General features: G+C 62.2%; 27 protein-coding genes and 1 tRNA gene. 13 read left to right on the plus strand and 15 right to left on the minus strand.

Annotated elements, in window-relative coordinates; translation table 11 throughout:
• Positions 1-15 precede the first annotated feature (15 nt).
• Entirely contained in the window at positions 16-1,572 is a 1,557-nt protein-coding gene (locus tag AC1DCM_RS21205; RefSeq protein WP_477519606.1) for an amino acid permease, read from the plus strand.
• Positions 1,573-1,669: 97 nt separating this feature from the next.
• Here the strand turns inward: AC1DCM_RS21205 and AC1DCM_RS21210 are convergent, their stop codons facing one another.
• The 4 genes from AC1DCM_RS21210 to AC1DCM_RS21225 form a co-directional block, all read right to left on the minus strand.
• A complete protein-coding gene (locus AC1DCM_RS21210; protein WP_477519607.1) occupies positions 1,670-2,305 on the minus strand; it encodes a DUF2461 domain-containing protein in 636 nt (211 codons plus the stop codon).
• Between the two features lie 132 nt (positions 2,306-2,437).
• Positions 2,438-3,919: a catalase gene (locus tag AC1DCM_RS21215; RefSeq protein WP_477519608.1), complete on the minus strand. Its 1,482-nt coding sequence runs from the start codon at positions 3,917-3,919 to the stop codon at positions 2,438-2,440.
• 14 nt (positions 3,920-3,933) lie between these two features.
• Positions 3,934-4,413: a Fur family transcriptional regulator gene (locus AC1DCM_RS21220; protein WP_224088431.1), complete on the minus strand. Its 480-nt coding sequence runs from the start codon at positions 4,411-4,413 to the stop codon at positions 3,934-3,936.
• Between the two features lie 30 nt (positions 4,414-4,443).
• Complete coding sequence (locus tag AC1DCM_RS21225; RefSeq protein ID WP_477519609.1) at positions 4,444-5,244, minus strand: hypothetical protein; 801 nt, start codon at positions 5,242-5,244, stop codon at positions 4,444-4,446.
• Positions 5,245-5,361: 117 nt separating this feature from the next.
• Here AC1DCM_RS21225 and AC1DCM_RS21230 point away from each other — a divergent pair, with 117 nt between their 5' ends.
• Positions 5,362-6,633 carry an MFS transporter gene (locus AC1DCM_RS21230; RefSeq protein ID WP_477519610.1) on the plus strand — a complete coding sequence of 424 codons (1,272 nt, stop codon included), beginning with the start codon at positions 5,362-5,364 and terminating at the stop codon, positions 6,631-6,633.
• A gap of 214 nt (positions 6,634-6,847) precedes the next feature.
• Positions 6,848-7,717, plus strand: coding sequence for a zinc metalloprotease HtpX (gene htpX, locus AC1DCM_RS21235; RefSeq protein WP_477519611.1), 870 nt, complete (start codon positions 6,848-6,850; stop codon positions 7,715-7,717).
• A gap of 22 nt (positions 7,718-7,739) precedes the next feature.
• On the opposite strand, the gene efeB is transcribed toward htpX, so the two are convergent.
• The 4 genes from efeB to AC1DCM_RS21255 all read right to left on the minus strand — a co-directional run bounded on the left by efeB (position 7,740) and on the right by AC1DCM_RS21255 (position 11,984).
• A complete protein-coding gene (gene efeB, locus AC1DCM_RS21240; protein WP_477519612.1) occupies positions 7,740-9,161 on the minus strand; it encodes an iron uptake transporter deferrochelatase/peroxidase subunit in 1,422 nt (473 codons plus the stop codon).
• The gene (gene efeO / locus AC1DCM_RS21245; protein ID WP_477519613.1) at positions 9,158-10,351 is read right to left on the minus strand and encodes an iron uptake system protein EfeO; all 1,194 of its coding nucleotides are present in this window, start codon (positions 10,349-10,351) and stop codon (positions 9,158-9,160) included. The genes efeB and efeO overlap by 4 nt, the downstream gene beginning before the upstream one ends.
• Before the next feature lie 72 nt (positions 10,352-10,423).
• Positions 10,424-11,284 (minus strand): iron uptake transporter permease EfeU, encoded by an 861-nt coding sequence (gene efeU / locus AC1DCM_RS21250; RefSeq protein WP_477519614.1) that lies wholly within the window; start codon positions 11,282-11,284, stop codon positions 10,424-10,426.
• Between the two features lie 208 nt (positions 11,285-11,492).
• Positions 11,493-11,984, minus strand: a complete 492-nt coding sequence (locus AC1DCM_RS21255) for a YajQ family cyclic di-GMP-binding protein (protein WP_018776783.1) — start codon at positions 11,982-11,984, stop codon at positions 11,493-11,495.
• 179 nt (positions 11,985-12,163) lie between these two features.
• On the opposite strand from AC1DCM_RS21255, the gene AC1DCM_RS21260 reads away from it, so the two are divergent.
• Together AC1DCM_RS21260 and AC1DCM_RS21265 are read left to right on the plus strand one after the other, a co-directional pair.
• The gene (locus tag AC1DCM_RS21260) at positions 12,164-12,430 is read left to right on the plus strand and encodes a hypothetical protein (RefSeq protein ID WP_216925007.1); all 267 of its coding nucleotides are present in this window, start codon (positions 12,164-12,166) and stop codon (positions 12,428-12,430) included.
• A 127-nt stretch (positions 12,431-12,557) separates the two neighbouring features.
• Positions 12,558-12,639, plus strand: a tRNA-Tyr gene (locus AC1DCM_RS21265).
• 219 nt (positions 12,640-12,858) lie between these two features.
• Here AC1DCM_RS21265 and AC1DCM_RS21270 read toward each other — a convergent pair.
• Positions 12,859-13,080: a hypothetical protein gene (locus AC1DCM_RS21270; protein ID WP_477519615.1), complete on the minus strand. Its 222-nt coding sequence runs from the start codon at positions 13,078-13,080 to the stop codon at positions 12,859-12,861.
• A gap of 179 nt (positions 13,081-13,259) precedes the next feature.
• On the opposite strand from AC1DCM_RS21270, the gene AC1DCM_RS21275 reads away from it, so the two are divergent.
• The gene (locus AC1DCM_RS21275) at positions 13,260-13,805 is read left to right on the plus strand and encodes an acyl-CoA thioesterase (RefSeq protein ID WP_477519616.1); all 546 of its coding nucleotides are present in this window, start codon (positions 13,260-13,262) and stop codon (positions 13,803-13,805) included.
• 6 nt (positions 13,806-13,811) lie between these two features.
• Here AC1DCM_RS21275 and AC1DCM_RS21280 read toward each other — a convergent pair whose 3' ends face one another.
• The 4 genes from AC1DCM_RS21280 to AC1DCM_RS21295 form a co-directional block, all read right to left on the minus strand.
• The gene (locus AC1DCM_RS21280) at positions 13,812-14,612 is read right to left on the minus strand and encodes an ABC transporter permease subunit (protein ID WP_477519617.1); all 801 of its coding nucleotides are present in this window, start codon (positions 14,610-14,612) and stop codon (positions 13,812-13,814) included.
• Positions 14,605-15,621, minus strand: a complete 1,017-nt coding sequence (locus tag AC1DCM_RS21285; protein ID WP_477519618.1) for an ABC transporter ATP-binding protein — start codon at positions 15,619-15,621, stop codon at positions 14,605-14,607. The genes AC1DCM_RS21280 and AC1DCM_RS21285 overlap by 8 nt, the downstream gene beginning before the upstream one ends.
• Complete coding sequence (locus AC1DCM_RS21290) at positions 15,618-16,295, minus strand: TetR/AcrR family transcriptional regulator (protein WP_477519619.1); 678 nt, start codon at positions 16,293-16,295, stop codon at positions 15,618-15,620. Before AC1DCM_RS21290 ends, AC1DCM_RS21285 begins: the two co-directional genes overlap by 4 nt.
• Positions 16,296-16,397: 102 nt before the next feature.
• Positions 16,398-16,823 (minus strand): ester cyclase, encoded by a 426-nt coding sequence (locus AC1DCM_RS21295; protein WP_477519620.1) that lies wholly within the window; start codon positions 16,821-16,823, stop codon positions 16,398-16,400.
• Between the two features lie 509 nt (positions 16,824-17,332).
• On the opposite strand from AC1DCM_RS21295, the gene AC1DCM_RS21300 reads away from it, so the two are divergent.
• Together AC1DCM_RS21300 and AC1DCM_RS21305 are read left to right on the plus strand one after the other, a co-directional pair.
• The gene (locus AC1DCM_RS21300; protein WP_477519621.1) at positions 17,333-18,970 is read left to right on the plus strand and encodes an SGNH/GDSL hydrolase family protein; all 1,638 of its coding nucleotides are present in this window, start codon (positions 17,333-17,335) and stop codon (positions 18,968-18,970) included.
• An 81-nt stretch (positions 18,971-19,051) separates the two neighbouring features.
• On the plus strand, positions 19,052-19,429 hold the full coding sequence (locus tag AC1DCM_RS21305) for a thioredoxin family protein (RefSeq protein ID WP_223946614.1): 378 nt from the start codon (positions 19,052-19,054) through the stop codon (positions 19,427-19,429).
• Positions 19,430-19,566: 137 nt separating this feature from the next.
• On the opposite strand, the gene AC1DCM_RS21310 is transcribed toward AC1DCM_RS21305, so the two are convergent.
• Positions 19,567-19,845, minus strand: coding sequence for a putative quinol monooxygenase (locus AC1DCM_RS21310; protein WP_216925016.1), 279 nt, complete (start codon positions 19,843-19,845; stop codon positions 19,567-19,569).
• An 83-nt stretch (positions 19,846-19,928) separates the two neighbouring features.
• On the opposite strand from AC1DCM_RS21310, the gene AC1DCM_RS21315 reads away from it, so the two are divergent.
• The 3 genes from AC1DCM_RS21315 to AC1DCM_RS21325 all read left to right on the plus strand — a co-directional run bounded on the left by AC1DCM_RS21315 (position 19,929) and on the right by AC1DCM_RS21325 (position 22,631).
• On the plus strand, positions 19,929-21,605 hold the full coding sequence (locus AC1DCM_RS21315) for an AMP-binding protein (protein WP_477519622.1): 1,677 nt from the start codon (positions 19,929-19,931) through the stop codon (positions 21,603-21,605).
• 131 nt (positions 21,606-21,736) lie between these two features.
• A complete protein-coding gene (locus tag AC1DCM_RS21320; protein WP_477519623.1) occupies positions 21,737-21,859 on the plus strand; it encodes a hypothetical protein in 123 nt (40 codons plus the stop codon).
• Positions 21,860-22,070: 211 nt separating this feature from the next.
• On the plus strand, positions 22,071-22,631 hold the full coding sequence (locus AC1DCM_RS21325) for a hypothetical protein (protein ID WP_477519624.1): 561 nt from the start codon (positions 22,071-22,073) through the stop codon (positions 22,629-22,631).
• A 67-nt stretch (positions 22,632-22,698) separates the two neighbouring features.
• Here the strand turns inward: AC1DCM_RS21325 and AC1DCM_RS21330 are convergent, their stop codons facing one another.
• Positions 22,699-23,670: a DNA-3-methyladenine glycosylase family protein gene (locus AC1DCM_RS21330; protein ID WP_477519625.1), complete on the minus strand. Its 972-nt coding sequence runs from the start codon at positions 23,668-23,670 to the stop codon at positions 22,699-22,701.
• A 132-nt stretch (positions 23,671-23,802) separates the two neighbouring features.
• On the opposite strand from AC1DCM_RS21330, the gene AC1DCM_RS21335 reads away from it, so the two are divergent.
• Both AC1DCM_RS21335 and AC1DCM_RS21340 read left to right on the plus strand, forming a co-directional pair.
• Positions 23,803-24,195 carry a VOC family protein gene (locus AC1DCM_RS21335; RefSeq protein ID WP_477519626.1) on the plus strand — a complete coding sequence of 131 codons (393 nt, stop codon included), beginning with the start codon at positions 23,803-23,805 and terminating at the stop codon, positions 24,193-24,195.
• A 57-nt stretch (positions 24,196-24,252) separates the two neighbouring features.
• Positions 24,253-25,638, plus strand: a complete 1,386-nt coding sequence (locus tag AC1DCM_RS21340) for a cystathionine beta-synthase (protein WP_477519627.1) — start codon at positions 24,253-24,255, stop codon at positions 25,636-25,638.
• Positions 25,639-25,640 lie beyond the last annotated feature (2 nt).

Raw genomic sequence — 25,640 nt, forward strand, 5'->3', positions numbered from 1 at the left:
GAATGTGGCATTTTTATGAACATTTTCAGGACCAAGTCGATCGAGCAGTCGATCGCCGACGCCGACGAGCCCGGGCGCAAGCTGAAGCGAAGCCTCAGTACCTGGGACCTGATGATCATGGGTGTCGCCGTCGCTGTCGGTGCCGGTATCTTCTCCGTTGGCGCCAAGGCTGCTGCAAACTTTGCCGGCCCGGCCGTCACCATCTCCTTTGCCATCGCAGCCGTCACGTGTGCCCTTGCCATCATGTGCTATGCCGAATTCGCCACGGCAATCCCCGTGGCAGGCTCGGCCTACGTGTTCACTTACGCCACCATGGGCGAGGTGCTCGCGTGGATCATTGGATGGAACCTCATCCTCGAACTCTTTACTGCTGCCGCGGTGATCGCCAAGTACTGGGGTATCTACCTCAGCAAAGTCTTCGCCCTCATGGGCCTGGACATCCCGCCGGCACTTAGCTTGGGCGGCGTTGACCTCTATTGGGGCGCCTTCCTCATTGTCGCGATCTTCACCGTGCTGTTGGTGCTGGGGACGAAGTTGTCCGCCCGCGTTGGCAACATCTTCACCTTGATCAAGATCGCGGTGGTGCTGTTCGTGATCGTTGTAGGCTTCAGCTACGTGAAGTTCTCCAACTACACACCGTTCATTCCCGCCTCGGAGCCGACTACCGGGACGGGTGCCGCTGATGTCATGAAGCAGTCCTTCTTCGGCTTCCTGACCGGTGCTGCTCCTGCCCAGTACGGCACCTTGGGCATCTTCGCTGGTGCTGCCTTGGTGTTCTTCGCCTTTATTGGCTTCGACGTTGTTGCAACCTCCGCGGAAGAGGTCAAGAATCCGCAGAAGACACTGCCGCGCGGTATCTTCGGTGGCCTGGCTGTGGTGACGTTGCTCTACATCCTGGTCTCCCTCGCGTTGACCGGCATGGTCTCCTACACTCAGCTGGCTGAGGAAAAGAACCCCACGCTGACCACAGCTTTCGAGGCCGTGGGCAACAACGACGCCGCCAAGGTCATTGCCTTTGGGTCCTTGGTGGGCCTGACCACCGTGATCATGGTGCTGCTCATGGGCCTTTCCCGAGTGGTGTTGGCCATGAGCCGCGACGGACTGCTGCCGCGGTCCCTGTCCAAGACCAGCGAAAAGCGCTCCACCCCTGCACGCCTGCAGATCATCTGTGGTGCAGCAGTTGCCCTGGTGGCCGGATTGACCAACGTGGATCTCCTCGAGGAAATGATCAACATTGGAACGCTGTCCGCCTTCGTGATGGTCAGCCTCGGCATCCTGGTGCTGCGCAAGAAGCGTCCGGACCTCAAGCCTGCGTTCCGGGTCCCCTTCGGCAAGGTCTTGCCCTGGGTGTCCGCGATCCTGTGCGTCTACCTCATGACCAACCTGGCGGTCGAAACCTGGATCTTCTTCGCGATCTGGCTGGTTATCGGCATGGTCATCTACTTCTCCTACGGACAGCGCCACTCGCGGCTCAACGAGAAGTTCGCCTCGGCCAAGGCAGCCGTCAATGGCGGTTCTGCAACTACTGCGGTCAAGGGCGACGAGGACGAAGACTCCTTCACCAAGGTCTAAACCAATCCCAGCTGCCTGTCAGACAGCTGGCTCGAATTATCATCGGAAGCGCTCGGGAGAATCAATTCCCGGGCGCTTTTGGTGTTCCTGCAGAGGCCTACGGCGCAGCGTGCTTCCCGACCCAGTCCACCAGCGGCCTCAGCACTTCCCAACGATCAGCGATCTCCTGTTTGGCTGACGGCGTGGAGAGCCATTCCGGCTCACCAACCTCAACCCCGGCCGACAAGGACTTGTGCTTCAGGAGCTCGGCGCGTGGATGATCTTTATCGAAGCCCCGCGGAACGGTCTTGAGCATCTCGCCTTGGATGGCGAAACCAGCTGCGGCAACTGAGTCCACAATCTGCTGTAATTCCCCTCCACTTTCAGGAGCGTCCACAGCAGCGCGAAAGCGTGCCAATTGCGCGGGAGTATATGAATGGCAGCCGCCGCCGATCAACAGACCATCGGCGCTGACCTGGAGGTAGAACCCGAGGCCTTCCTGTGACGCTGCGAAGGCACCCTGGGCCGTTTTGTAGGGTGACTTGTCCTGGGAGAACCTGATGTCCCTGTTTGGCCGGAAGATCTTCGCCGGCCCGAACTCAGGCTCCAGCTCTGAAAGGAGGGCCGCCAGCGGCTCCTTGACGGCGGCGTCGTAAATGTCTTTGTGCTCCAACCACCACTCGCGGTTGTTGTTCTCTTCCAGTTCTTCGTAGAAGCGGAAGGCTGCGGATGGAATTCCCTCGAATGTGCTCATGGAAGGATCCTATGGACCATGGCACCAGCGCAGCCAGAGCCCGGCCGGCCTATGTGGAAAAACAAAGGAGAACACCCCGCTGCGGAGATCCGCAACGGGGTGTTCGACGGTAATTCTTACCGATCCGGACGCTTAGAGCTTGTTGGCTGCTTCGGCGTCAGAGGAGGCCTGGCCTGCACCGAGGTTGGCGCGCAGCTTGGCGCCGAGTTCGGCGTCAACGTTGGTCCAGTACTGGATGGCGCGTTCCTTGATGTCGGCGCTCTTCACGCCGCCCACGGCACCGGTGATGGTGTCCAGAAGGCGGGCCTTGGCAGCGTCGTCGTAGACCTCGCGGTACAGGGTACCGGCCTGGCCGAAGTCGCTGTCCTCGGAGTGCAGGGTGTGCGCGGAGAGCGTGAGCTCGCCGTCGTTCTCCCAGCCACCTGCCGGTGAAGTGGGCTCAACAGCAGCCGGGCCACCAACGGAGTTCGGTGCGTAGACCGGGGTGGTGGGGGCGTTGAACAGATAACGTCCGGCGCCGTCCTGGCTGTAGTTGTTGACCTGGTTCTTGGGCTGGTTCACCGGGATCTGGGCGTGGTTGGTACCCACGCGGTAGCGGTGTGCATCGGCGTAGGAGAAGATGCGGGCCTGCAGCATCTTGTCCGGCGAGGCAGCGATGCCCGGAACGAAGTTCGACGGCGCGAAGGTGGCCTGCTCGATCTGCGCGAAGTAGTTCTCCGGGTTCTTGTTCAGCTCCATCGTGCCCACGTGGATCAGCGGGTAGTCCGCGTGAGGCCAGACCTTGGTGAGGTCGAACGGGTTGAAGCGGTACGTCTTGGCGTCCTCGTAGGGCATGACCTGGACGTGCAGTTCCCAGGAGGGGAAGTTGCCGGCTTCGATGTTCTCGGAGAGGTCGCGGATGTAGAAGTCTGCATCCGAGCCTGCCAGCTGCTCAGCCTGGTCGCCGGTGATGGTCTTGACGCCCTGGTTGGACTTGAAGTGGTACTTGACCCAGAAGCGCTCACCAGCGGCGTTGATCCACTGGTAGGTGTGCGAGCCGTAGCCCTGCATTTCACGCCAGGAAGCCGGCAGGCCACGGTCGCCCATGAGCCAGGTGACCTGGTGTGCGGATTCGGGGGAGAGGGTCCAGAAGTCCCACTGCATGTCAGCGTCACGCAGGTGGGTACCCGGGAGGCGCTTCTGGGAGTGGATGAAGTCTGGGAACTTGATGCCGTCGCGGATGAAGAACACCGGCGTGTTGTTGCCCACGAGGTCGTAGTTGCCCTCGGAGGTGTAGAACTTCACGGCGAAACCGCGCGGGTCGCGCCAAGTGTCGGGAGAACCATTCTCGCCGGCAACGGAGGAGAAACGGATCAGCATGTCCGTGTCGACGCCCGGCTGCAGGAACGCGGCCTTGGTGTAGGCCGATACGTCCGAGGTGGTCTTGAAGGTACCGAAAGCGCCGCCACCCTTGGCGTGCACTACACGCTCCGGGACCCGCTCGCGGTTGAACTGCGCAAGCTTTTCCACCAGATAGTGGTCGGTCAGGATGATGGCACCGTCGGCGCCGACGGACTTGGAGTGCGCGTCGGAAGTAACGGGGGCACCTGACTGGGTTGTTGAAATAGCAGTCATTGTTCTCCTTGTTCTTATTTTTGAGTTACGGACGTTTGTTTGGGGAGCTGTTGTTTTGCCTGGCAATCCTGGCAGATGCCCTGATACAGGACGTCTGCGATCTGGATGGTCATTGGCTTGGAATTTTCATCCCAGTGCGGCGTGAGGCACGGTGCGTGTCCCACGGCGCAGTCCACGTCTTCCACGCGACCGCAACTGATGCAGACGGCGTGGTGGTGGTTATCGCCCACCCGGGTTTCGTAGAGCGCCGGGGAGTGCGGGGGTTCAAAGCGGCGCAGCATCTGCAAATCCGTGAGGTCGCTGAGCACCACGTAAACGGACTGCGCCGTCAGTTCAGGAAGCTCTTTGCGGGCGGCGGCAAGGATGCCTTCTGCCGGGGAGTGCGGATGGTGCTGGACCGCGGCCAGCACTGCCAGCCGCTGTTTGGTCACACGCCTGCCGTGGGCATGCAGGGCACTGGCCCATGCTTCCTGGTCGGCTGTGTGATCGGTCATGCACTCATTGAACCACTTATTTTGAGCAGTTCACAATAAGGCACGGCTAACTTCCGGCAAATTAAACAAATCCACCATCGGATTGTCCTGTTCCGCGGCAGATCGACCCACCGCGTGGATGCGGAGGGCTGAACCCGGATTCCCGCCCTCGACAGCCACACAGCTGAAGCCAGTGAGTCCACTGGTCAGCGGCAGGGCATCCAAGGCGCTCCCCATGGCAACGAGTTCCACGGGAAGGACACTGGAAATCGCAGCTGCCCCGCTGGCGGGCTCAATCACGCTGTGATGGCGGGCTGCGTCAATTGTCGCGACCAAGGGAACCAGGACAGGCATCGGGACGGGCGCGACGCCGGACGCGTCCGCGGGCGCGGACCCCACGTGCCCGGTGGGTGCTTTTGCGATGGTGGCGGCACCAAGACCCAGCGAATCCCGGATCCGCGTATCCACGATGTCCAGGCTGTCCTCAGGCTCGGGAACGCGATGGTGGGCCGGCAGCGCGAGTTGGCGTCCCGGCGTCGTGCTTTCCGCCTCCCAACGAGCGAACAGGTGGAACGTGGGTGTGGAAGACTCAGCCACCGGCTCGCCGACAGCCGAACCCAACGGGTGCCACCGATGGGCGAACATCACAGCGAACCGCTTCGCATCAAGGACGTCGTCCAATGCTGCCCGGGCGAGGTTGTGGCAGAACAACCAGTCGGCCGCAGAGGTTTCCGTAAATTCCGTGGAGGGGTCCGAGAGCCGTATCAGGACGTGCCCCGCCGTCAAAGGGTGGCGCGGCCTGGCAATTTCCCAGATGCCCGAGCGGAACAGCAATCGTCGCGACAAGACCATGTGGACTCCTTCCCCCGGGTGAGCCTACCAACCAGCGCGTTACGGCGGGAGACGCGTTATTCAAGCGAAGCGGGCAACGACGTCACTGGGGTTCGCTTGGGTCGCTAGGGTGGCTAGGTGGCGAAACTACTGGCAGACATCACCCCGATCAAGGAGAGCGTGGCCTTCCGGCGGCTTTGGCTTGGGGCTTCGGTGGCTGCCATCGGTACCCAGCTCACGTTGGTGGCCGTCAGCCTGGAGGTTTACCGTCTGACCCAGGAGAGCTTCTATGTAGGCCTTCTGGGTATCTTCGCGCTGGTTCCGCTGGTCATCACCGGACTATACGGCGGCTCTATCTCCGATGCCTACGATCGCCGCAAAGTAGCGCTGATCGCATCACTGGTGCTTTGGGCCAGCACCGCCGGTTTGGCACTGCAGGCGTGGCTGGAGATCGGCAACATCTGGATCCTTTATGCGTTGGTTGCCATCCAAAGTGGTGCACAAGGCATCAACGGTCCAGCCCGAAGCGCCATCATTCCGCTCCTTGTCCGCAAGGACCTGCTCCCGGCGGCGAACGCCTTGAGCATGCTGACGTTCGGCCTGTCCATGACCGCCGGGCCACTCCTGGCGGGCGTGCTGGTGGCCACGATCGGTTTCGGATGGACCTACACGATCGATGTCTTCAGTTTCACCTTTGCCCTGTGGGGCCTCGCCAAACTCCCGCCGCTGCCACCGTCAAAGGAGGCCGTCCGGCCCGGGCTTCGCTCCGTTGTGGAGGGCTTCCGGTTCCTAGGTACGCGGCCCAATGTCAGGATGACCTTCATCATTGACCTCATCGCCATGATCTGCGCCCAACCGCGTGCCCTGATGCCTGCAATTGGGGCAGTCATGATTGGCGGCGGAGAAACAACGGTGGGCGTCCTGTTGGCATCCACCGCCGTAGGCGCCTTCCTGGCTGGCTTGTTTTCCGGTCCCCTCGGCAGGGTGAGGCGCCAGGGCAGCGCAGTGGTGTGGTCGGTGGTCGGATGGGGTGCCTCGATTGCAGCCTTTGGAGTGGTGGTGTTGCTGGCTGGAGATTCGGGGCGCGAGGGCGTAACGCCCTGGCTCCTTCCTGCGGCCTTGTGTTGTGCGCTGGCGGGGATCTCGGATTCTGTCAGCGCTGTCTTCCGCACCACCATCCTCCAGTCCGCCACGCCCGATCACTTGCGCGGACGGCTGCAGGGAGTGTTCATCGTGGTGGTCGCCGGAGGTCCCCGCGTGGGAGACATGCTGGCTGGCGGGGTCACACAATTCCTCAGCGAAGGCGGAGTGCTGCTGATGGGCGGGATCGTCTGCATTCTCTTGGCCTGGCTGGCTTCGCGCCTGCAGCCGGGCTTCGTCGCGTACGATGCGAAGCATCCGGTGCCGTAGCCAGCAGGCCTCTGGCAGGACGGTGCGGTGCCGGTACAAAGGTCGACGGCGGCCCAAAGGATCGACGTCAGCGCAAAAATCGACGCTGGCCCAAAAGATCAGCGCCAGCCCAGGCGTGTCAACTGCGGAACACGGCGACCGCCGTCGGCGTTAATCGGTACAGAGTTAATCCGTACACAACCGCTCACGAGCCAACGAAAGTGAAAGAACAACCGTGCACAACCACAACAATGGACTCAAGACCGCAGCACTTTTCGGTGTGCTGTGGGCGGTGCTGTTGGGTTTGGGCGCCATTATCGGGGCCGGCACGCGCAGCACCACGCCCATCTGGATCTTTGCCCTGATCGGGGTAGCCACCACGGCTTACGGATATTGGAACAGCGACAAGATCGCCATCCGCTCCATGGCCGCCTATCCGGTCACAGAAGCGCAAGCCCCGCAGCTGTACCAGATTGTCCGGGAGCTTTCCGTGCGGGCCAACAAGCCCATGCCTCGGATTTACCTCTCGCCCACCATGACGCCCAACGCCTTCGCTACCGGCCGCAGTCCCAAGAACGCCGCGGTCTGCTGCACGGAGGGAATCCTGCATGTCCTTGATGCCCGCGAACTCCGGGGTGTCCTGGGGCATGAGCTCATGCACGTGTACAACCGCGACATCCTGACGTCGTCCGTGGCTGCCGCCGTCGCGGGCGTGATCACGTCCGTGGGGCAGATGTTGTTGTTCTTCGGCGGAGGGGACCGGCGCAACGCCAACCCCATCGCGATGATTGCCATGGCACTGCTGGCGCCGTTCGCTGCCTCGCTGATCCAAATGGCGATCTCCCGCACCCGGGAGTACGACGCCGATGAGGACGGGGCCGAGCTGACCGGCGATCCGCTGGCGCTCGCCTCAGCCCTGCGCAAGATCGAATCTGGTGTCTCCCAACTTCCGCTCCCGCAGGATCAAAGGCTCGTGAATGCTTCCCACCTCATGATCGCGAACCCGTTCCGTGGCGGTGGCATGCGGCGCCTGTTCTCTACACACCCGCCCATGAAGGAACGCATCACCAGGCTTGAGCGGATGGCCGGCCGGCCGCTTTCCTAAGGCCTAAAACGTCGTGAACCCSCTATTCCGTGGTTGGCCCAACGGTATAGCGGGGTAACGACCTAATAGACGAGCCGGTGTGTTTCAGGTATTCGACGGACAAGGTATCGCCCTTGGCCAGAGCCATCTGCATGGGAACGTAGTGAGTCCGCGGATCCTTGACAAACGCGATGAAGAACAGCCCTGCGTCCAAGTGCCCGAGCCCGTCTGAGCCATCCGTGAAGTTGTAACCGCGGCGCAGCATCCGCACACCCCCGTTCTGGTCCGGGTGGGCCAGCCGGACGTGCGAGTCCAAGGGGATGAGTGGATCACCGTTCCGGCCCGCGAGCTTGAAATCGGGCGCCGTGAACTCTTCGCCACCGGACAGCGGCGCTCCCACGCCCTTCGTCCGGCCGATCAGGCCCTCCTGCTCGCGCAGCGACGTCCTGTCCCAAATCTCGATGTGCATCTGGATCCTGCGCGCCACAAGATAGCTGCCGCCCCTCATCCACTCTTCCTTCGACGAGGCGGGAGAACCTACCCACACGTGCTCCTCGAGGAGCGCGTTGTCCTCAACCTTGAGGTTGTTGGTGCCGTCCTTGAAGCCGAAGAGGTTGCGGGGCGTCACCTGCGCCCGGGATGTGGAGGACGTGCGGCCAAAGCCCAATTGGGACCAGCGGACACGCACCTTTCCGAAGCCGATGCGCGCAAGGTTACGGATGGCATGTACGGCAACTTGGGGGTCGTCGGCGCATGCCTGGACCACGATGTCGCCCCCCGTGCGGCCAGCTTGAAGGTCATCACCCGGGAAATGTGGGAGGTCAATCAAGGCTTCGGGCCTGCGTCCGTCCAAGCCAAAGCGCACCTTGCCGTTCTTCTCAAACAGGCCTGCGCCGAAACCGAAGGTAAGCGTCAATTGTGCAGCGGCCAGGTCCAGCGCTTCACCGGTGTCTTCCGGCGGGGCGTCGTAAGGACCATCGACGGCGCCAGTCGCACCTGTCGAGTGGCCCGACGTCATGGACTCCGCAGCAGCGGTCCAATCCTTCAGGAGCTTGATCAGCTCTTTCCGGTCCTCCGTGGTGACGTCGAAGGCAGCCATGTGCAGACGGTCCTGGGCCGGGGTGGTGATGCCAGCCTGGTGCTCGCCGAAAAAGGGAACAACAGCATCCCCCGCGTCGGATTCGGCAGCCGATGCAGCACCAGCCGTGACCAGGTCATGGCCCAGGAAACCGGCGGCGATGCCAGCCACTGCGCCAGCGCCGCCCACTCCAGCAAGGGAAAGGAGGCCGCGGCGGGACAGACGGGAGGTGCCAGCGGTAGCCGACGCACCGCCGTCGGGAGTCCCCTTGGAACGTTCGACGCCGGTCGCCTCGCCTGGGCGGGCGGAATCGTGCACATCCAGTGGCTGTCCGGCACCTGGAGCCTCCGGGGCTTCGCCGGTGTGCCCGTAGGGGCAGCCGCTCACAGCACGACGGCCGAGGTGAGCTTGGACAGGGGTTCGCCCAAGGAATCGACCAGCGCGGCGAGTTGCTGGATCTGATCCTGGCTCAGCTCGTTGTAGTAGGAGAAGCCATCGCCCTTGGCGTGCTTCTTGAGCTCCGCCTGGAGGGCCGTGAACTTCTCGTCCAGGGACTTGGCAAGCTCGGCGTCTTTTTGCTCCAATGCCGGCTTCAGGCTCTCGAAGGCGATGCGGGCGCCGTCCACGTTGGCCTGGAAATCCCAGAGGTCAGTGTGGGACCAGATCTCTTCCTCGCCCGTCACCTTGCCGGTTGCAACCTCGTCGAGGAGTTCCTTGGCGCCGTTGCCCAGCTTGTCCGCCGTCAACTCCACAGTGCGGGTACGCGTTGCGAGGTCTGCAGTATCTGCAACCAGCTGAGTGGAAATGGCGCTTCGTTCGGCCGGCGTCATGGCCGTGTAGTCCGCAGGCGGGAACAAGTCCTTCTCGGCGCGGTGCCAGCCGGTCCACTCCTGGCCAGGCTCGAGATCGGCCTCGCGTGCATCCAGCTTGGGGTCGAGATCGCCAAACGACTCGGCAACGGGCTCGATCCGCTCCCAGTGCATACGGGTCGCCGCATAGAGTTCGCGGGCCTTGGCGGCGTCACCGGCTGCGAAGGCATCTGCAAAGGCCTTGGTGCCTGTGACGAGTTGCTCCGTTTGGTCCTTGACGTAAGCGGCGTACTGCTGGGAGCCGGTCTCAAGCAGCTTTTGGAAGTCAGCATCTGCGCTTGGCTTGTTTCCGGATTCCGTGACCTCGAACGAAGCCCGGATGCCGTCGCCCTGCATACCCGGCTTGCAGGCGGTGTTGTACTTGCCTGCAGGAGCCGTGAGCACCAGGTTCCGCGTAATTCCAGGCCCGATGTTCTCCACTTCACCGATGATCCGCAAACCGTCCTCGGCCAGCAGGTAGAACTCGGTGACCTCGGTGCCTTCGTTCTTCACGGCAAACGTCAGGTTGCCGCTGGGCGCAGTTCCTGTGGAGACCTTGCATTCATTAGCGGTACTGCTGACCTGGATCGGCCCATCCGTGGCCGCCGTGGTTTTCGCATTGTCAGTGCAGCCCGCCAGAACCATGGGGACGGCGGCGGCTGCGCCGATGACGGTGAGGGTCCTGCGAAGCTTCGGGGAAGTGGACGTGGACAGGAACGTGCCAAGCATGGGGGTCCTTTGTGTTGGGGGAAGGCGCGGCGTGCGAGGGCCTGCGCGTCGAGTTGGAGAAGCTCTGGGTTCTTACTGCTGCAGGGCGACTGCCGGGTTCGCCGCGGGCGTCTTCGCTGCTGCCGCCGGAGGATGGGAGCGGTTGGCCCGGATGTACAGGAACAGGACCGGGATGACATACAGCAGCCAGGCTGCTGCTTCCAGCCAGGTGGTGGCCGGGGAGAAGTTCAGTGTGCCCTTCAGCAAAGTCCCGTACCAGGACGACGGCGGAACGGCGGCTGAGAGGTCGAAGGCCAGGCTATGCAGGCCGGGAAGGATGCCGGCTTCCTGGAGATCGTGGATGCCATAAGCAAGGACGCCCCCGGCAATAACGATGAGTCCCACTCCCGTCCAGGTGAAGAAGCGGCCTAGGTTGACCTTGAGGACTCCGCGGTGCAGCAAGTATCCGAGTCCGGCAGCCGTCAGGAGGCCAAGCAGGGCGCCAAGGAGGGGGAACGTGGTTTCGCCGGTGGCTTGCGCTGCCGCCCAAATGAAGAGTGCGGTTTCGAGTCCTTCGCGGCCGACGGCAAGTGCCGCAACCAGCACAAGGCCCCATGCGGCGCCGTCGGCCGCTTTGTCCACGTGGGACCGGAGGTCGCCTCCGAGGCTGCGGGCGGTGCGCGCCATCCAGAAGACCATCCAGGTCACGAGGCCTACGGCAACAATGGACAGCCCTCCGCCGATCGCTTCCTGGGCCTCGAAGGTGAGGCCCCGCGGGCCGAAAGTAAGAAGGGCGCCGAAAGCGAGGGAGATGGCAATGGCCAGCCCGACGCCGGTCCAGAGCCGGGGGAGCAGGGACTGCCGGCCGGTCTTGATGAGGTAGGCCATCAGGAGGACCACGATGAGCGAGGCCTCGAGGCCCTCACGCAGGCCTATCAGGAAGTTGGCGGTCATGTGCGTTTCTTTCACTCAGGGTAGCCATACTTAGGCTTGCCTAATGAAGAAGAATACTGCCCTGCGGTGATTACGCAAAAATTTTGTGCGCTAATGTCTCCGGCCATTACGACAATAGAYGGACCCGGGCAATAAAAAACCGGAGTCCAGCGCCCTGAGCGGCGCCGGACCCCGGCTTTTATGACGCTGGCTGTGCAGCGTCGGCAGCCTAGCTGCGGAAGTTCACGAACTGGAGGTCTGCCTCTTCGAACTTCTTGAGGATGTTCATGGTTTCCTGCAGGTCATCGCGGGACTTGGAGGTGACGCGAAGCTCGTCGCCCTGAATCTGGGACTTGACGGACTTGGGGGCTTCGTCGCGGATGATCTTGTTGATCTTCTTCGCGATGTCCTGCGCGATGCCCTCCTTGATGGTGCACTCAAGCCGGAATTCCTTGCCGGAGGGGTAAGGTTCGCCCTGGTCCAGGGACTTCAGGGAGATGCCACGCTTGATGAGCTTGGACTGGAAGACGTCCAGGACGGCGAGGACGCGATCCTCGGAGTTGGCCTTCATGAGGATCTTTTCGCCACTGAAGTCAATCTCCGCGCCGACTCCCTTGAAGTCGTAGCGCTGCGCGATTTCCTTCTGGGACTGGTTGAGCGCGTTGGCGACCTCTTGCTTGTCTACCTTGCTGACGACGTCGAATGTTGATTCGCCTGCCATGACTCTCCTTAGGTTGGGGGCCCCGTAAGGGCGGTTTGTCTGCCATCCAGCCTAGTACGGAAGGCGGGGGATGGGGCCGTGGATAACTTTCACAGTTCGCTCACAGCACATGCTTGGTTGGAACCGAGGTGGATGTTTGAGAGTTGTACCAGTTGGAAGAGCCCACCCCGGAGGTAAGCATGAGCCACAAGGCCGTCCACTACGTCACGAAATCCGCATCCGCGGCAGCTGGTTCGATCGGTACGGCAGCAGCAGCCGCGGCGAGTGCGGTAGCAGCGGTGACTGTGGCGGCGTCGATCGTCCTGAGCCCGGTGCCGGATGCGGCTTCGCGGATGGACGGCGTGCACGCCGATCTGCAGCGTGCGGTGGAGCTCAACCAAATCACGGCCGAGCAAGCAGAAAAGTTTGAAGCGAAACTGGCTGGCCGGATCCTCGGAGAAGCCTGAAATACCGGCCATTCCGGCGTGTCCGCCCTCGATTAGATTCTTGGCCGGAAGTTCTGTAAGGTTATCTCTGCCTTCGGTTACCGGATCGAAAGAACCGGTCTCCGGAAGTGATCTTCTTTTGAAGTTCGGCAGATTACCCGAGCGGCCAAAGGGGGCTGACTGTAAATCAGCTGGCAACGCCTACGGGGGTTCGAATCCCTCATCTGCCACCCAAAGGGAAATCCCCGGAACCAACAGGTTCCGGGGATTTTTCGTATGATCAGGGGATAGGGCTGCCGCCGACGGCTGTGGATGTCGGGCCGAGCTTGTGCGGCTACCACCCACTTTGATTCAGCCAGCCGGGAGGCACGCCGCAGACAACGGCGCGTCGTCCGATAGGAGTGTTCAAAGGTGGTGGTGACGGTGGGGGCCAGCCGCCGAAAAAGGGGTTAGGCCGCAGGAGTCTCCAGCCAGTATCCGTCCATGTGGTGAACCAGCTGCCGGCCCAGACCGCCTTTGAGCTGCACCCAGAGTGTGCTGCGGTCATCGGTCATGCCGTCGATGCTTCCTTCGATGCGATTGCCCCGGGCGTCCCGGAGTACGACGTCCTGATGGCGGGCGAGGTCGGGCCAGACGTCTGCGTGCGGCTTGGTGCTTTGCAAAGTGCTCAAGGGGTCTCCCTGGTGATGAGTCGATGTTTCCGGGTTTCAGATATTGTGCACGGGATGGATGAACTGGCGGTAAACGTTTGTGCAATCGTTGGACATAAAGCGATGGATGTACTAGACACTGCGTCCACTATGCGGTCTGCCTATTCCCAGTGAAGTTACTCGCGGGTAACATTGCTCGCATGCATTTGCTTCTCCGCACCCTCATGCTGCTGTTCACCTCATCCAAGCGTTCACCTTTGGGTGCTTGGGAAACGTCCTCGCTGCCCCTGCGCGTTCTGCCGACGGACATCGACATCGCGATGCACGTGAACAACGGTATGTATTTCTCCTTGATGGACCTTGGCCGTTTCGACCTCATGGTTCGCAGCGGTATCTGGAAAAAGATGCGCCGACGCGGCTGGAGTCCCGTGGCTGCCGGAGAGACCATCGCTTTCCGCAAGTCATTGCAACTGTGGCAGCGCTACACCATCGAAACGCGCATCATCGGACTGGACACCAAAGCCATCTACTTTGAGCAGCGCATGGTGGTGGACGGTGAGATCTACGCTCGCGCCCACATCGCAACCCGCTTGGTCAACAAGGGGAAGCCGGTAACGCAGGAGGAGATCATTGCTGAGTTCGGTGCGCCACCGGCTGATCTGGAATTGCCGGAGTGGATCCATGAGTGGCGCGAAAACAATGCACTCCCAGGAGCGCGCCGGCCAGCTCCGCATGAGTGGGCTTAAGGATAACTAAACGCCGACGTCCCGCCGCTGAAGTGCAACCGCGCCCAGTGCGATAAGCGCCGCGGAAATACCCAGCAAGCCTGCCGCGGCTCCCCAATCAGCACCGTTCGTTACGGGTGAATTGCCGTACGCCCAGTGGTACGGCGAAAGGTTCAGCAGCCAGTCGACGTCGGGGCTTTGCCTCCCAACAGCGTTGAAGACATAGCCGAGGACGGCCACGGCGGCACCCGCCGCAATCGCATAAACCTTCCGTCCCGTCAGCGCACCTACGCACAGCGCCGCTGTTCCGCTCAGCAGTGCCAAAGCGGCAAACAGCACTACCGCACCGAAGAGATGCCCGACGTCGATATCCAGTTTCGAGGGCCCGTTCAGCACCAGCACCAGCAGGAAGACCAAGGCTGAAAGGATCACGACGCGCACTACGAGTGCCAGGGCGCGTTCAAGGACCACCTGGATTCGGGTCACGCTATGGGCCAAGGTCAATTCCAACAGCCCAGACTCCTCGTCCCCGCCGACTGCCGCCGCGCCCCAACCGACGGAGGCCATGGACATCAGCAGGAAACCGATCAACCCGAAAAGGGTGGCCTGGGTATAGCCAGGTCCGGTGGCGATCTGGTCATAGTTCAGGGCCTTGGTCATCTCCTGGGGGAGTGCGTCGATCATTTGCTGCATTTGCGCGCTGCCACCGATGGACGGATACAGCGGCAGGTACATCATGATCGCGGCCGTCAGTCCCAAGGCCCACGCGAGGGTGGACCGCCACGAGTCAGTCAAGGCTTTCGTGAAGAGGGGGAGGAACTTAGACATGGTGTGCTCCTTCCGTGTGGCTCAGGGATTTGTGTCCAGTTCCATTTCGCCCGTTTCCTCCGTGCCCGTTTCCGTTGCCCGCATAGTGCCCCGTGTAGAGAGTCAGCACAGCTTCCTCCAAATCCGGTTCCTCCAGGACGAGGTCTGTGAGGTTCAGCCGAGCCAGCTCCTGCACCAGTGGCTGGACCTGCCCCGAGAGCGTCGCCGTTGCTTCGACGGCGGCTTCCGCTGCGCTGTCACCAGGAAGCTTCCGCAGCACAACGTTGGCGACGCCGGGCACCCGCGCCAGCAGCGCCCCGACGTCGTGCGTTTCTGCGCCCGCCGCGTTGAACCGCAACTGCCGTACGGCCGCGTTCCTGAGGGCTTCAACGGTAGAGATCGTCACTATGCCGCCGTCGCGGAGGATAGCTACGGCGTCGGCGGCCTGCTGGACCTCGCTCAGCACGTGTGAGCTGAGGAAGACCGTGGCGCCATCGTCCACCACTTCGCGGACCAGTGAATGGAATTCCTGTTGGACCAGGGGATCCAGGCCGCTGGTTGGTTCATCGAGCACCAGGAGCTCGGGGCGGTGCATGAACGCCTGCAGGAGGCCGAGCTTCTGCTTGTTCCCTTTGGAGAGCTTGCGGGTCTGCCGGTCCAAATCCAGGTCCAGCCGTTCTGCCAACTCGTTGACATATTTGGGCTGTACCGGCCCGCTGATGGCCTCGAAGTGCTCAAGCATGCGCCGGCCCGTGGTTCGGTTCTCCAAGTGGAGTTCGCCGGGGAGGTAACCGATCCTGCGGCGGAGTCCGATTCCGGCGTGGCGCGGATCCTGGCCCAAGACTGAAATGGTCCCCGCGCTTGGCCGGATGATATCCAGCAGGCAGCGCATGGTGGTGGTTTTGCCCGCCCCGTTCGGTCCAATGACGCCGAAGACCGTTCCCGGTTCAACGGCGAAATCGAGTCCGTGGAGGACCTCGCGCTGGCCGAACTTCTTGCGCAACCCCTTGACGACGATTGCCTGGGTCACGGGGCATGCTCCCTTCCTTGGTTGATGGTGTCTTGCTGCAGGGCGTCGCGGGCCGAGTCCAGGAACCGCGAATCCGCATAGAAGCCGTTGGTGTAGATGTCCAACGCGGGGATGGTCAGTTGCCGCAGCAGTTCCGGTCCTATGCCGTGCGGTTCTGTCACGTCCGCACCCAGCGCCCGTGAGAGGTGCCTGCCCAGCATGAGCATTGAGAGGCTGTTTGATGCGACGACGACGGCGGTGGACCGGACGTCGTCGAAGTCGCGGATGGTGCCGGCAGCGATCCCGGCCTCGATGATGTCCTGCGTCTGGCGCACCACGGCGTCGAAGAATGCGTCGCCGGCCTCGGATTCGTCGCCCAGGGAGCGGCGAATGTAGGCGATCTCGCTGGCGTACTGGTCCGGGTGGTTGAGGTAGTCCTGGATCAATTGGCGTGCGGTGCCTGGATCTGTTTTCTCCTTGCCCTGGCTGGCGGTCTGCGCGAGGACATGCTGGTCGCATGCTTCGCGCAGACCTGCCTTGCTGCCGAAATGGTGGATCACCAGCCCGGGGCTGACTCCAGCGGCAGAGGCGACCGCGCGGACGGTAGCAGGGCCGAAACCATCGCGGCCGAACAGTCCGATGGCGGCATCACGGATCCGTGCACGGGTGGTTAAATCCTCTGCGGTTAAACGCATGTTTCATACACTAAACACTTGTTCAATCGCTGGCAAGAGGCAGGGATTCACTCCCACGGATGCGAGGTTACTGCGCGGACTTCGAAGGCTTCGCGGCTCGATTCAGGCGCCCGGCAAGTGGATGATGCCCAGTTGCTGCATCAGCGCGAGGTCGTCGCGGTCGGACCAGTGCTCCACGATCCGTCCGTCCTGGATTCTGTGGATGGCAACGGCGCTTTCGTCCAGTTGAGCGCCTGTAGCAGGGAGTGGACCGGGCAGCTCGCCTTCGTGCCGGCCATGGGCGGTCAGTCTGGTAACTACCTTGTCGCCTTCGCAGATCTGATCCTCAATAACATGATGTCCCGGCGTGGCCTGGAGGAAAATGCGGAAGGCCTCCTTCAGGCCCTCCCGTCCAGCCGAGAGACCGGGGAACGGAGGGTGATGGTCCAGATAGTCTTCAGCAACCAGATCGTCCATCGCTTCGATGTTGCCGGCATCGATCGCTTCGTAGAAGCGCCTAACAAGCGCTTTGTTATCCTCAGGCTCCACGTTCATTCCCTTCATTGAATGCGTGGCTGCCGGGCAAGAACTGGTCGGGCAAGAACTGGTCAGGGCAGGCAACGCAACCCGTCCCCAAGTCACCATGGGAGGCCAGTCTAGGACGAAGGATCCGGCGATGACAGGGGTTCCCGTGACTCAGCGGAACGATGCCCGCCGGCCGGGGAACATAACGATGTGACACCAAACGCTGCGTCGTCGCTGCCTGAAGTGCCGCCGTCGAAGATACTGGCTTGACTGTCTTCGTGGGGGAGCAGTGACGGGGCCTTTGGGCCCGAAGATGCAGGGGTAGATAAGTGGGTTGTGCGGGGTCGGCTTCGTGGTCGAAGAAAAGCAAAATCGCCCGATCAGCCGCGGCGCTGTTGTTGGTCCTTGGCCTGCTTGGAACAGCGGTACCGGCGCAAGCGGTCCCGTCGGCGAGCATCAAGCTTGAGACTTCAACCCCTCCCGTCACGGGCGCCATCGGGCAGCTTTACAGCACCAGCACTTGGGCTCGAAGCGTGCTGATCCGCCCTACGGCAGCGGAGGAATGCTCCAGTACGGGCTGTGTGCAACGGTTCGTCGGCGGCGACATCGCTTGGTCGGCCCGAACAGGAGCTCGGGTGGTGGTCAATGGACCGGTGCGCACGGCATGGTGGGAATCCAGTGGCCCCGCGGGCTATCACGGCTATCCAACAACAGACACCACCAGCGGCCTGCGCAATGGAGGTTCCAAGCAACTCTTCGAACGAGGAGCGATCAGTTTCTCGCCAGCTACTGGTGCCCAACGCACCACGGGATCCATCCATTTGGCGTGGGGGAGGACGGGTTTTGAGGGTGGTTTCCTCGGATACCCGGCCGGCAGCGAACACATCGGACTGCCCGACGGCGGCGCCTACCAGGTCTTCGAGCGCGGCTTTATTGTGTGGTCCCCGACGACTGGGGCACATCCTTCCATGGGCGCCATACGTGAGCACTGGCGCCAATCCGGGCTGGAAAGCGGCGAGTTTGGCTATCCCACTACAGATGAAGCGACCGGACTGCGTAATGGTGGCTCATCACAGCAGTACCAGCACGGAACCATCATTTGGTCCCCTGCCACCGGAGCGAGGGCCCTGACGGGAGCCATCCGTAGCTACTGGTCCGCGACGGGAGGCCAGAACGGTGCCTTGGGGTATCCGGTCAGCGAGGAATACCGGCAAAACGACTTCGTCTACCAACTTTTCCAGGGCGGCACGGTCTACTGGTCGGCGGCCACTGGCGCGCATTCAACCACCCACGGCGACGTCCACAACCGCTACGTCTCCCTGGGTGGAGCTGCCGGCCAATTGGGCTTGCCTCTCACGGACAAGCTTCCGCGGGCCGGGGGTCTGGTGCAGCAGTTCGTCAACGGTTGGCTTGTTTGGGGCCCTGCAACGGGAGCGCGGATTGTGGGGCACCCCACATACAAAGTGTGGTCCATCAATCCGGGCGAATTCGGCTGGCCGGTGCGCGATACATGGTCCGGTGCCCGGGGCTCCCACGTCGCCTTCCAAAAGTTGGAAACCATCTGGAATGAATCCACGCAGGAGTTGTATTCAGCGGAAGCAGTGGACGCCTCCACGGTGGTCTTCCTTGGCGACTCGCAGCTGGACCTTGACTCATGGGGTGAACAGGGCGCCCGCGCCGCTGGCTATACCCGCCAGGTGGTCCGAAGCATCGGTGGCATCGGATACGTCTCGGGGAGCCCCGCCGTCGGTGGCAATTCAGCGACGGATGCCGTGCTCCTGGACCGGATCCTTTTGCCCCAAGGGAACCCTGGACTGGTGGTGGTGACGCTTGGCGGAAACGATGCCCGGATTTTTGCCACAGATGCAGCGATCCTGTCCCAGGCCAACCGGCTGTGGGATGAACTGCGCCGCAAATATCCCCGCAGCACGATCCTTATCACTGGTGTTCTTTCGCGCTACGACGTCAGCCATTTCCAACGTCGCTGGGTGGACGGGCTCCTGACCCGCGAAGCTGCTGTCCGGGGCTGGCCACGCATCTCGATGGCCGGGACCGCGACTATCGCCGGAGCTACCTGGAATTATCTTGATGACGTCCACTTAAACCAGACCGGACACAACAAGGTTGCCCCGCTCTACGCGTCCGCGCTTAAGTACGTCCTGGGCAAGTAGCCGTTTATTCCCGGTGACGCGGGAAGCGAACAATGCCCCTCTCCACGGGACTTAGCGAGCGGGGTCGCGTACCGTGGAATCATGGCTACAGTTGACATCACTGGAGAACAGTTCGCATCGACCATCGAGGGCAATGACATTGTCCTGGTGGATTTCTGGGCTGCCTGGTGCGCCCCGTGCCGCCAGTTTGCGCCCACTTATGGGGCAGCTTCTGAGAAGCACCCGGACGTGGTCTTCGCGAAAGTGGACACCGAGGCTGAGCAGCAGCTCGCCGCCGAAGCCGGGATTACGTCCATCCCGACGCTCATGGCCTTCCGCGAGAAAGTGCTTGTCTTCTCGCAGCCGGGTGCCCTTAATGGCCCGCAGCTGGAGCAGGTCATCGAGGCCGTGAAGGGCCTGGACATGGAAGAAGTCCACGCCCACGTGGCCAAGGCGCGTGCCGAGGCACAGGAAAGCTAGACCCGCCCGGCGAAACCGCCGGAACAGCATCGAGGTCGCCGGAAAATTCCGGCGACCTCGATGCTTTAAGGCGTTCCCGCAGTTTTGCGGCGATTTCGCTGAGCTGGTGTGGGGAGCTGAGCCAGGGCCGGGGGAGGCTAGAGCCGTTCGAGCTTGACCGGCTCAGCCAGCAAGGCGCTGAGGGACTCGTTCAGGTCCTGCACGGCAATGCCCTTGGAGTGCTTCTCCAGAGCCTCTTCCGATTCCCAGCGCTCTGTGAGCACCAGCTTCTCCTCAGTGGCTTCGGTCAGTTCATAACGGATGCAGCCGGGCTCATTGACGACCTCGTCGATCGCGATTTCCAAGGCGAGCTTCACGCGGAAGAACTCGCCGTCGTTGGGGATGAACGTGGCCTGCAGGTCGATGGGTGCACTCATGGATTCAACCCTACCGGGAGGACACGGAGCCGATTGTCCACTTTACGGTTCTGTTGCGGGCACTGACTTGGTAGCGTTCGGTCATGTTGTCCTACACCGCCGGAGACACTGACGTCCCGCTGCTTGAAGAGACCATCGGTGCCAATTTTGAACGCATCGCAGCGCAGTTTCCACTCAGGGACGCGCTGATAGAAGCCGCTGCCACACCTGGCGGGGACGCCCGTCGGTGGAGCTACGAAAAGCTTAACGACGACGTCGATCACCTCGCCCGCGCGCTCCTCGCCCTGGGGGTGGAGAAAGGCGAGCGCATCGGCATCTGGAGCCCGAACTGTGCGGAGTGGACCATCCTGCAGTACGCCACGGCAAAGATCGGGGCTGTGCTGGTCAACGTCAACCCGGCTTATCGCAGGCACGAATTGGAGTTCGTGGTCAAGCAGAACGGCATGCGGATGCTGGTGGCTGCGCCCTCTGACAAGAACAGCGATTACGTGGGCATGGCCAGGCAAACTGCAGGCACTTGCCCCGAACTCAGGGAGATCGTCTTCCTGCCCGGAAACCCGGTGGCGGGCCTCACGGCGGGTGTCCCCGAGGCAGGCCACGAATTAACGTATGCCGAGCTGCTGACCAGGGCGGACGGCGTCGGGCCTTCTGCAGTACGGGACCGTATGGCTGAACTGGATCCGCACGATCCCATCAACCTTCAATACACGTCGGGCACCACGGGCTTCCCGAAGGGTGCAACCTTGACGCACCACAACATCCTCAACAACGGTCACTCGATCGGCCGCCTACTGGGCTACACGGAACATGACCGCGTGGTGATTCCGGTACCGTTCTATCACTGCTTCGGAATGGTGATCGGGAATCTGAATGCTCTGAGTTTCGGGGCGGCAACCATCATCCCAAGCAGGGGATTCAGCCCAGCGGCGGCGTTGGAAGCCGTGCAGGACTTTGGCGGCACGTCGCTTTATGGCGTGCCCACCATGTTCATCGCCGAACTCGCGCTGCCGGATTTCGCCACGTTCGATCTCTCCACGCTCCGGACTGGCGTCATGGCGGGGTCGTTGTGCCCCATTGAGGTGATGCGCCGGGTCATTGATGAGATGCACATGGTGGATGTGGCCATTTGCTATGGCATGACGGAGACTTCACCGGTGTCCACCATGACACGGGCGGGGGACACTTTGGAGCACAGGACCAGCACAGTGGGCAGGACCATGCCGCACCTTGAGAGCCGGATTGTGGACCCGGGTACGGGTGAAGTGGTGGAGCGCGGCGTCATCGGCGAGCTGTGCACGCGCGGCTACGCGGTGATGCAGGGCTACTGGGGCCAGCCGGATAAGACCGCCGAGGCCATTGACGCAGAGGGCTGGATGCACACGGGCGACCTCGCCCGCATGGACGAGGACGGGTATCTGGTGATCGAAGGCCGGATCAAGGACATGGTGATCCGTGGTGGCGAGAACATTTATCCCCGCGAGATTGAGGAGTTCCTGTATCTCCATCAGTCTATCCAGGACGTGCAGGTGATCGGGGTTCCGGACGCTAAATACGGCGAGGAACTCATGGCCTGCATCATCCTCAAACCGGGGGCGAAAACCCTGACCGCCGAGGACATCGCCGAGTACTGCAGTGGCAAGCTGGCGCACTACAAGATTCCCAAATACGTGGATGTCCGCGAGAGCTTCCCGATGACCGTCTCGGGCAAAGTTCGGAAGGTGGACATGCGCCAGGAAGCGGTCTCCCGCCTCCACCTCTAAAGCAACGCGGGGTCACTTATGGCCCATGTTGACGCCTCTAAAGGGCCATAAGTGACCCCGCGTTGCCTTGTCAGTAGGTGGACCTGTGGATAACTCAATTTCCTAGGCCTCCAGCCGACAGACTGGACTGCATGGTTCGCATCAATCCTTTGCCGGACGGGCTCGGCGCCCGGCCGTTCACCGTCTATGAGTCCCGTACCCTGGGCGTCGCGACCAAACGCCTGAGGGCCAAGGACCTGGCCAACGGGACGTGAGATTGAATTGCTGGAACGGGCGAGGGTTCTGGCCGCCGCAACACCGGGCGCCTGGGTTTCGCACGAGACCGCTGCGCTTTTGACTGGGCTGGGGCTTCCGCCCTGGATGGGCAACGAGGAGACAATCCACCTCAGCAAGCCACATCAACTGCCGCGCGTTCGCAGGACCGGAGTGAGAGGTCACAGAGTTCGGGTTTTCCCTGGCGAGGTTGTGAATTATCAGGGAGTCCCGATCTCGGTGCGGCCCCGGACCTGGTTGGACCTGGCCACGGAATTGCCTCTTCCCTATGTCATTGCGATGGGCGATCAGCTGATCCGCCGCCCTCGACCAGCCTTCGAATCACGGTCCGAACCCTATGCTTACCCCTCGGGGCTTCGGCTGTTGATTCGACAACACCCCAACCTCCAAGGGGTGGAAAAGGCCCGCCTGGCACTGGACGAAATGAGGGTGGGCGCAGATTCGTATCCAGAAACATTCCTGCGTTTGGCCATGCGGGATTCCGGCCTTCCGGAGCCGGAACTACAGCTGCAGTTGGACCTTCTGGATCCGCTATCACCCAGGGCCGACCTCGGGTACCGGCGGTTTCGCATCGCAGTACAGTACGACGGCGCCCATCACATGACGCGTGAACAGCAGTCCAGGGATAACCGCCGCGACGAGGCATTTCTCAGTGCTGGCTGGTCCTACTTCAAAGTCAATGCAGACGACCTCGCCGAAGGCTTCGCCGGCGTGATCTCCAGGATCAAGAAGGCGAAGCTCCGCGCAATGTAGGGCAACCCGGAGTCACTTATGGCCCTTTGGCGGAGCAAACATGGGCCACAAGTGACCCCGCGTTGCTTTAGTGGGCGCGGTGATCCTGGACGGTCATCCGTGGGCCGAAGGTCGGCTTCCGGAAGCCGCTGAGGTAAAGCATGCGGACCAGGCGCTGTCTTTGTCCCCGCCAAGGTTCCAGCAACTCCAGCATGCCGGCGTCGTCGATCTTCCGTCCCAGCAACGCATAGCCCACATAAGAGGCCAGGTGGTAGTCGCCCACGGAAATCGAGTCCGGGCAGCCGTGGGTCCGTTGGACTACCTCCGCGGCAGTCCAAACGCCGATTCCGGGAATGGTCTGCAGTTTGGCTCCGGCACGCGCTGGGTCAAGGCCAGCGAGACGTTCAAGCGCGACGGCGGATTGCAGCGCCCGCATCACTGTCGCCGAGCGTTGTGGCCCGACTCCCGCCTTATGCCACTCCCAGGATGGAACGGCCAACCATTGCCGCGCGGTGGGAGGCACGAGGAGCCCATCGGGGGCCTTGCCCGGCGCGCGTGTTCCGAACCGGTACATCAAGTACCGGTAGCCTCGCCTTGCCTCCAAGGTGGTGACCTTTTGCTCCAGAATGGTGGGCACCAGCGAGTCAACCAGCCGCCCAGTGGAGGGTAGCCGCAGTGCCAGGTTCCGGCGTCGTGCTTCAGTGACCAGGCGGGGGAGCGTTGCATGGAAGCCGGGTTCGTCAAACGCGGACCAGTCGTCGTCCGCGCCGAGGAGGCGGGGAACGCCGACGATGGCGTCCTCCGCCCCGGGCCCCCAGGCCTGGGCGTCAACGAACGTATCCTCGCCCACTCCAGCCGCCGAGAGCCGCAGGGTCACAGACCCCGAAGGAGTGGTGAAGGCCATCCAGAAACCGTTGGGATGGGCCGCGAAAGAGGGGTCGGCATTGCCCCGCATCAGGGGAAACATGGTTTGGTCGAGCCTGTAGGAGGCGCCGGGGTGCCATCGTATGGAAGCGTCTGCCGCGGCCGCAACAAGGGGCGGGGCGTCTGCGATGGTCATGTTTTCATGGTCCCACGGCTGGCTGACAATTCACTCCTGTAAGCCTCTTACGGCGGCTGCCTCACGGGTCTAGACTCCCTGATGTGGCGCGGGTGGGCCGCGTCCGAACCCCAAAATCCAGGAGCGCAAACCATGGCCGGAATAGTGCATTTCGAGATTCCCACGGATGACAACGAGAGGGCCAACACTTTTTACCAAAGTGCTTTCGGCTGGAATCTCAGCCCTATGCAGGAGATGGATTACACGATCGCGATCACGACTCCGTCCGATGAACAGACTGGCAGGCCCAGCGAACCCGGAGCCATCAATGGTGCACTGTTCCCCCGAACTGAAAATCTGAAAAATCCCGTCCTCACCATAGACGTCGACGATGTAGACGCCGCGCTCGGCCAGGTGGAATCCGCTGGTGGCTCCATCGTTCAAGGTAAGGACGCCGTCCCCGGAATGGGCTGGTATGCCTACTTCAAGGACACCGAAGGCAACATCCTGGGCCTCTGGCAAACCGACTCCTCTGCCGGGAAGTGATGCACGGCAGGTGAGGCACGGCAGGGCGGACTACGGGCAGGCGGTAACTTTGTACCTATGAAGTACGCCCAGTCCGTGTTGGACCTCATCGGCAATACGCCGCTCATCAAGCTCAACCACGTAACGGACGGGATCAAAGCCACCGTCCTGGTCAAGCTCGAGTACGTCAACCCCGGCGGGTCCATCAAGGATCGCATCGCCGTGAAGATGATCGAAGAGGCGGAAAAGGACGGGCGGCTGCAGCCGGGCGGAACCATCGTTGAACCGACGTCGGGGAACACCGGCGTCGGCTTGGCGCTCGTTGCGCAGCAAAAGGGCTACAAGTGCATTTTCGTGGTGCCGGACAAAGTCGGCGAGGACAAACGTGCGGTCTTGGCAGCTTATGGCGCCGAAGTTGTGGTGACACCCACCGCAGTTGCGCCCGACAGCCCGCAAAGCTACTACAGCGTCTCAGATCGCTTGGTCCAGGAGATTCCCGGGGCCTTCAAGCCGGACCAGTTCTCCAACCCCGCAGCCCCGGGCAGCCACTTCGAGTCAACAGGCCCGGAGATCTGGCGCGATACTGACGGCAGGGTGACGCACGTTGTCATCGGCGCCGGAACGGGCGGCACCATCACGGGTACGGGCCGCTTCCTTAAGGAAGTCTCTGCCGACAGGCCCGGGTCCGACGGCGGCCGGGTCAAGATCATCGGCGCAGACCCCGAAGGTTCTGTGTACTCGGGCGGTACCGGACGCCCGTACTTCGTTGAAGGCGTTGGCGAGGACATGTGGCCCACCAATTACGACAAAACCGTGCCGGACCAGGTCATCGCAGTCTCTGATGCCGATTCGTTCGCCATGACCCGCCGCCTGGCACGCCAAGAGGGCCTCCTGGTGGGCGGCTCCTCCGGCATGGCCGTGGTCGCTGCCTTGGAGGCTGCCAAGGACCTGGACGAGTCCGCGGTCGTTGTGGTGATCCTCCCCGATTCCGGCCGCGGCTATCTTGCCAAGATCTTCAACGATCAATGGATGCGCTCCTACGGCTTCCTTTCCGGCGGCGAAGAGTCATCCGTGGGCGAGGTACTGAAGTCCAAGACAGGCGAGATGCCGGACCTGGTCCACATCCACCCGAACGAGACCGTTCGAGACGTCATCAACATCATGAACGAGTTCGGCGTCTCACACATCCCTGTCCTCTCGCAGGAACCGCCTGTGGTCATGGGCGAGGTTCTGGGCGCAGTCGATGAGCGCAGCCTCACCACCAAGCTGTTCCGCGGCGAAGCCAAACTCACGGACAAAATCGCCGAACACATGGGGGAGCGCCTGCCCGTTATCGGATCGCTGGAGACCATTTCGGCTGCGCGCGAGCTGTTGTCCGACGTCGATACTGTGATGGTCACGTTCGTTGGGGCGCCCGTGGGCATCCTGACGCGCCACGACCTCCTGGCCTACCTGAGCAACTGAGC

This window comes from Paenarthrobacter sp. 10N417, assembly GCF_056394745.1.

Bases quoted from the DNA above. Each gene is read 5' to 3' on its own strand.
- AC1DCM_RS21205 (WP_477519606.1), top strand. From the start codon at position 16: ATGAACATTTTCAGGACCAAGTCGATCGAGCAGTCGATCGCCGACGCC.
- AC1DCM_RS21210 (WP_477519607.1), bottom strand. From the start codon at position 2,305: ATGAGCACATTCGAGGGAATTCCATCCGCAGCCTTCCGCTTCTACGAA.
- AC1DCM_RS21215 (WP_477519608.1), bottom strand. From the start codon at position 3,919: ATGACTGCTATTTCAACAACCCAGTCAGGTGCCCCCGTTACTTCCGAC.
- AC1DCM_RS21220 (WP_224088431.1), bottom strand. From the start codon at position 4,413: ATGACCGATCACACAGCCGACCAGGAAGCATGGGCCAGTGCCCTGCAT.
- AC1DCM_RS21225 (WP_477519609.1), bottom strand. From the start codon at position 5,244: ATGGTCTTGTCGCGACGATTGCTGTTCCGCTCGGGCATCTGGGAAATT.
- efeO (WP_477519613.1), bottom strand. From the start codon at position 10,351: ATGCTTGGCACGTTCCTGTCCACGTCCACTTCCCCGAAGCTTCGCAGG.
- efeU (WP_477519614.1), bottom strand. From the start codon at position 11,284: ATGACCGCCAACTTCCTGATAGGCCTGCGTGAGGGCCTCGAGGCCTCG.
- AC1DCM_RS21255 (WP_018776783.1), bottom strand. From the start codon at position 11,984: ATGGCAGGCGAATCAACATTCGACGTCGTCAGCAAGGTAGACAAGCAA.
- AC1DCM_RS21260 (WP_216925007.1), top strand. From the start codon at position 12,164: ATGAGCCACAAGGCCGTCCACTACGTCACGAAATCCGCATCCGCGGCA.
- AC1DCM_RS21275 (WP_477519616.1), top strand. From the start codon at position 13,260: ATGCATTTGCTTCTCCGCACCCTCATGCTGCTGTTCACCTCATCCAAG.
- AC1DCM_RS21280 (WP_477519617.1), bottom strand. From the start codon at position 14,612: ATGTCTAAGTTCCTCCCCCTCTTCACGAAAGCCTTGACTGACTCGTGG.
- AC1DCM_RS21290 (WP_477519619.1), bottom strand. From the start codon at position 16,295: ATGCGTTTAACCGCAGAGGATTTAACCACCCGTGCACGGATCCGTGAT.
- AC1DCM_RS21305 (WP_223946614.1), top strand. From the start codon at position 19,052: ATGGCTACAGTTGACATCACTGGAGAACAGTTCGCATCGACCATCGAG.
- AC1DCM_RS21310 (WP_216925016.1), bottom strand. From the start codon at position 19,845: ATGAGTGCACCCATCGACCTGCAGGCCACGTTCATCCCCAACGACGGC.
- AC1DCM_RS21315 (WP_477519622.1), top strand. From the start codon at position 19,929: ATGTTGTCCTACACCGCCGGAGACACTGACGTCCCGCTGCTTGAAGAG.
- AC1DCM_RS21320 (WP_477519623.1), top strand. From the start codon at position 21,737: ATGGTTCGCATCAATCCTTTGCCGGACGGGCTCGGCGCCCGGCCGTTC.
- AC1DCM_RS21330 (WP_477519625.1), bottom strand. From the start codon at position 23,670: ATGACCATCGCAGACGCCCCGCCCCTTGTTGCGGCCGCGGCAGACGCT.
- AC1DCM_RS21335 (WP_477519626.1), top strand. From the start codon at position 23,803: ATGGCCGGAATAGTGCATTTCGAGATTCCCACGGATGACAACGAGAGG.
- AC1DCM_RS21340 (WP_477519627.1), top strand. From the start codon at position 24,253: ATGAAGTACGCCCAGTCCGTGTTGGACCTCATCGGCAATACGCCGCTC.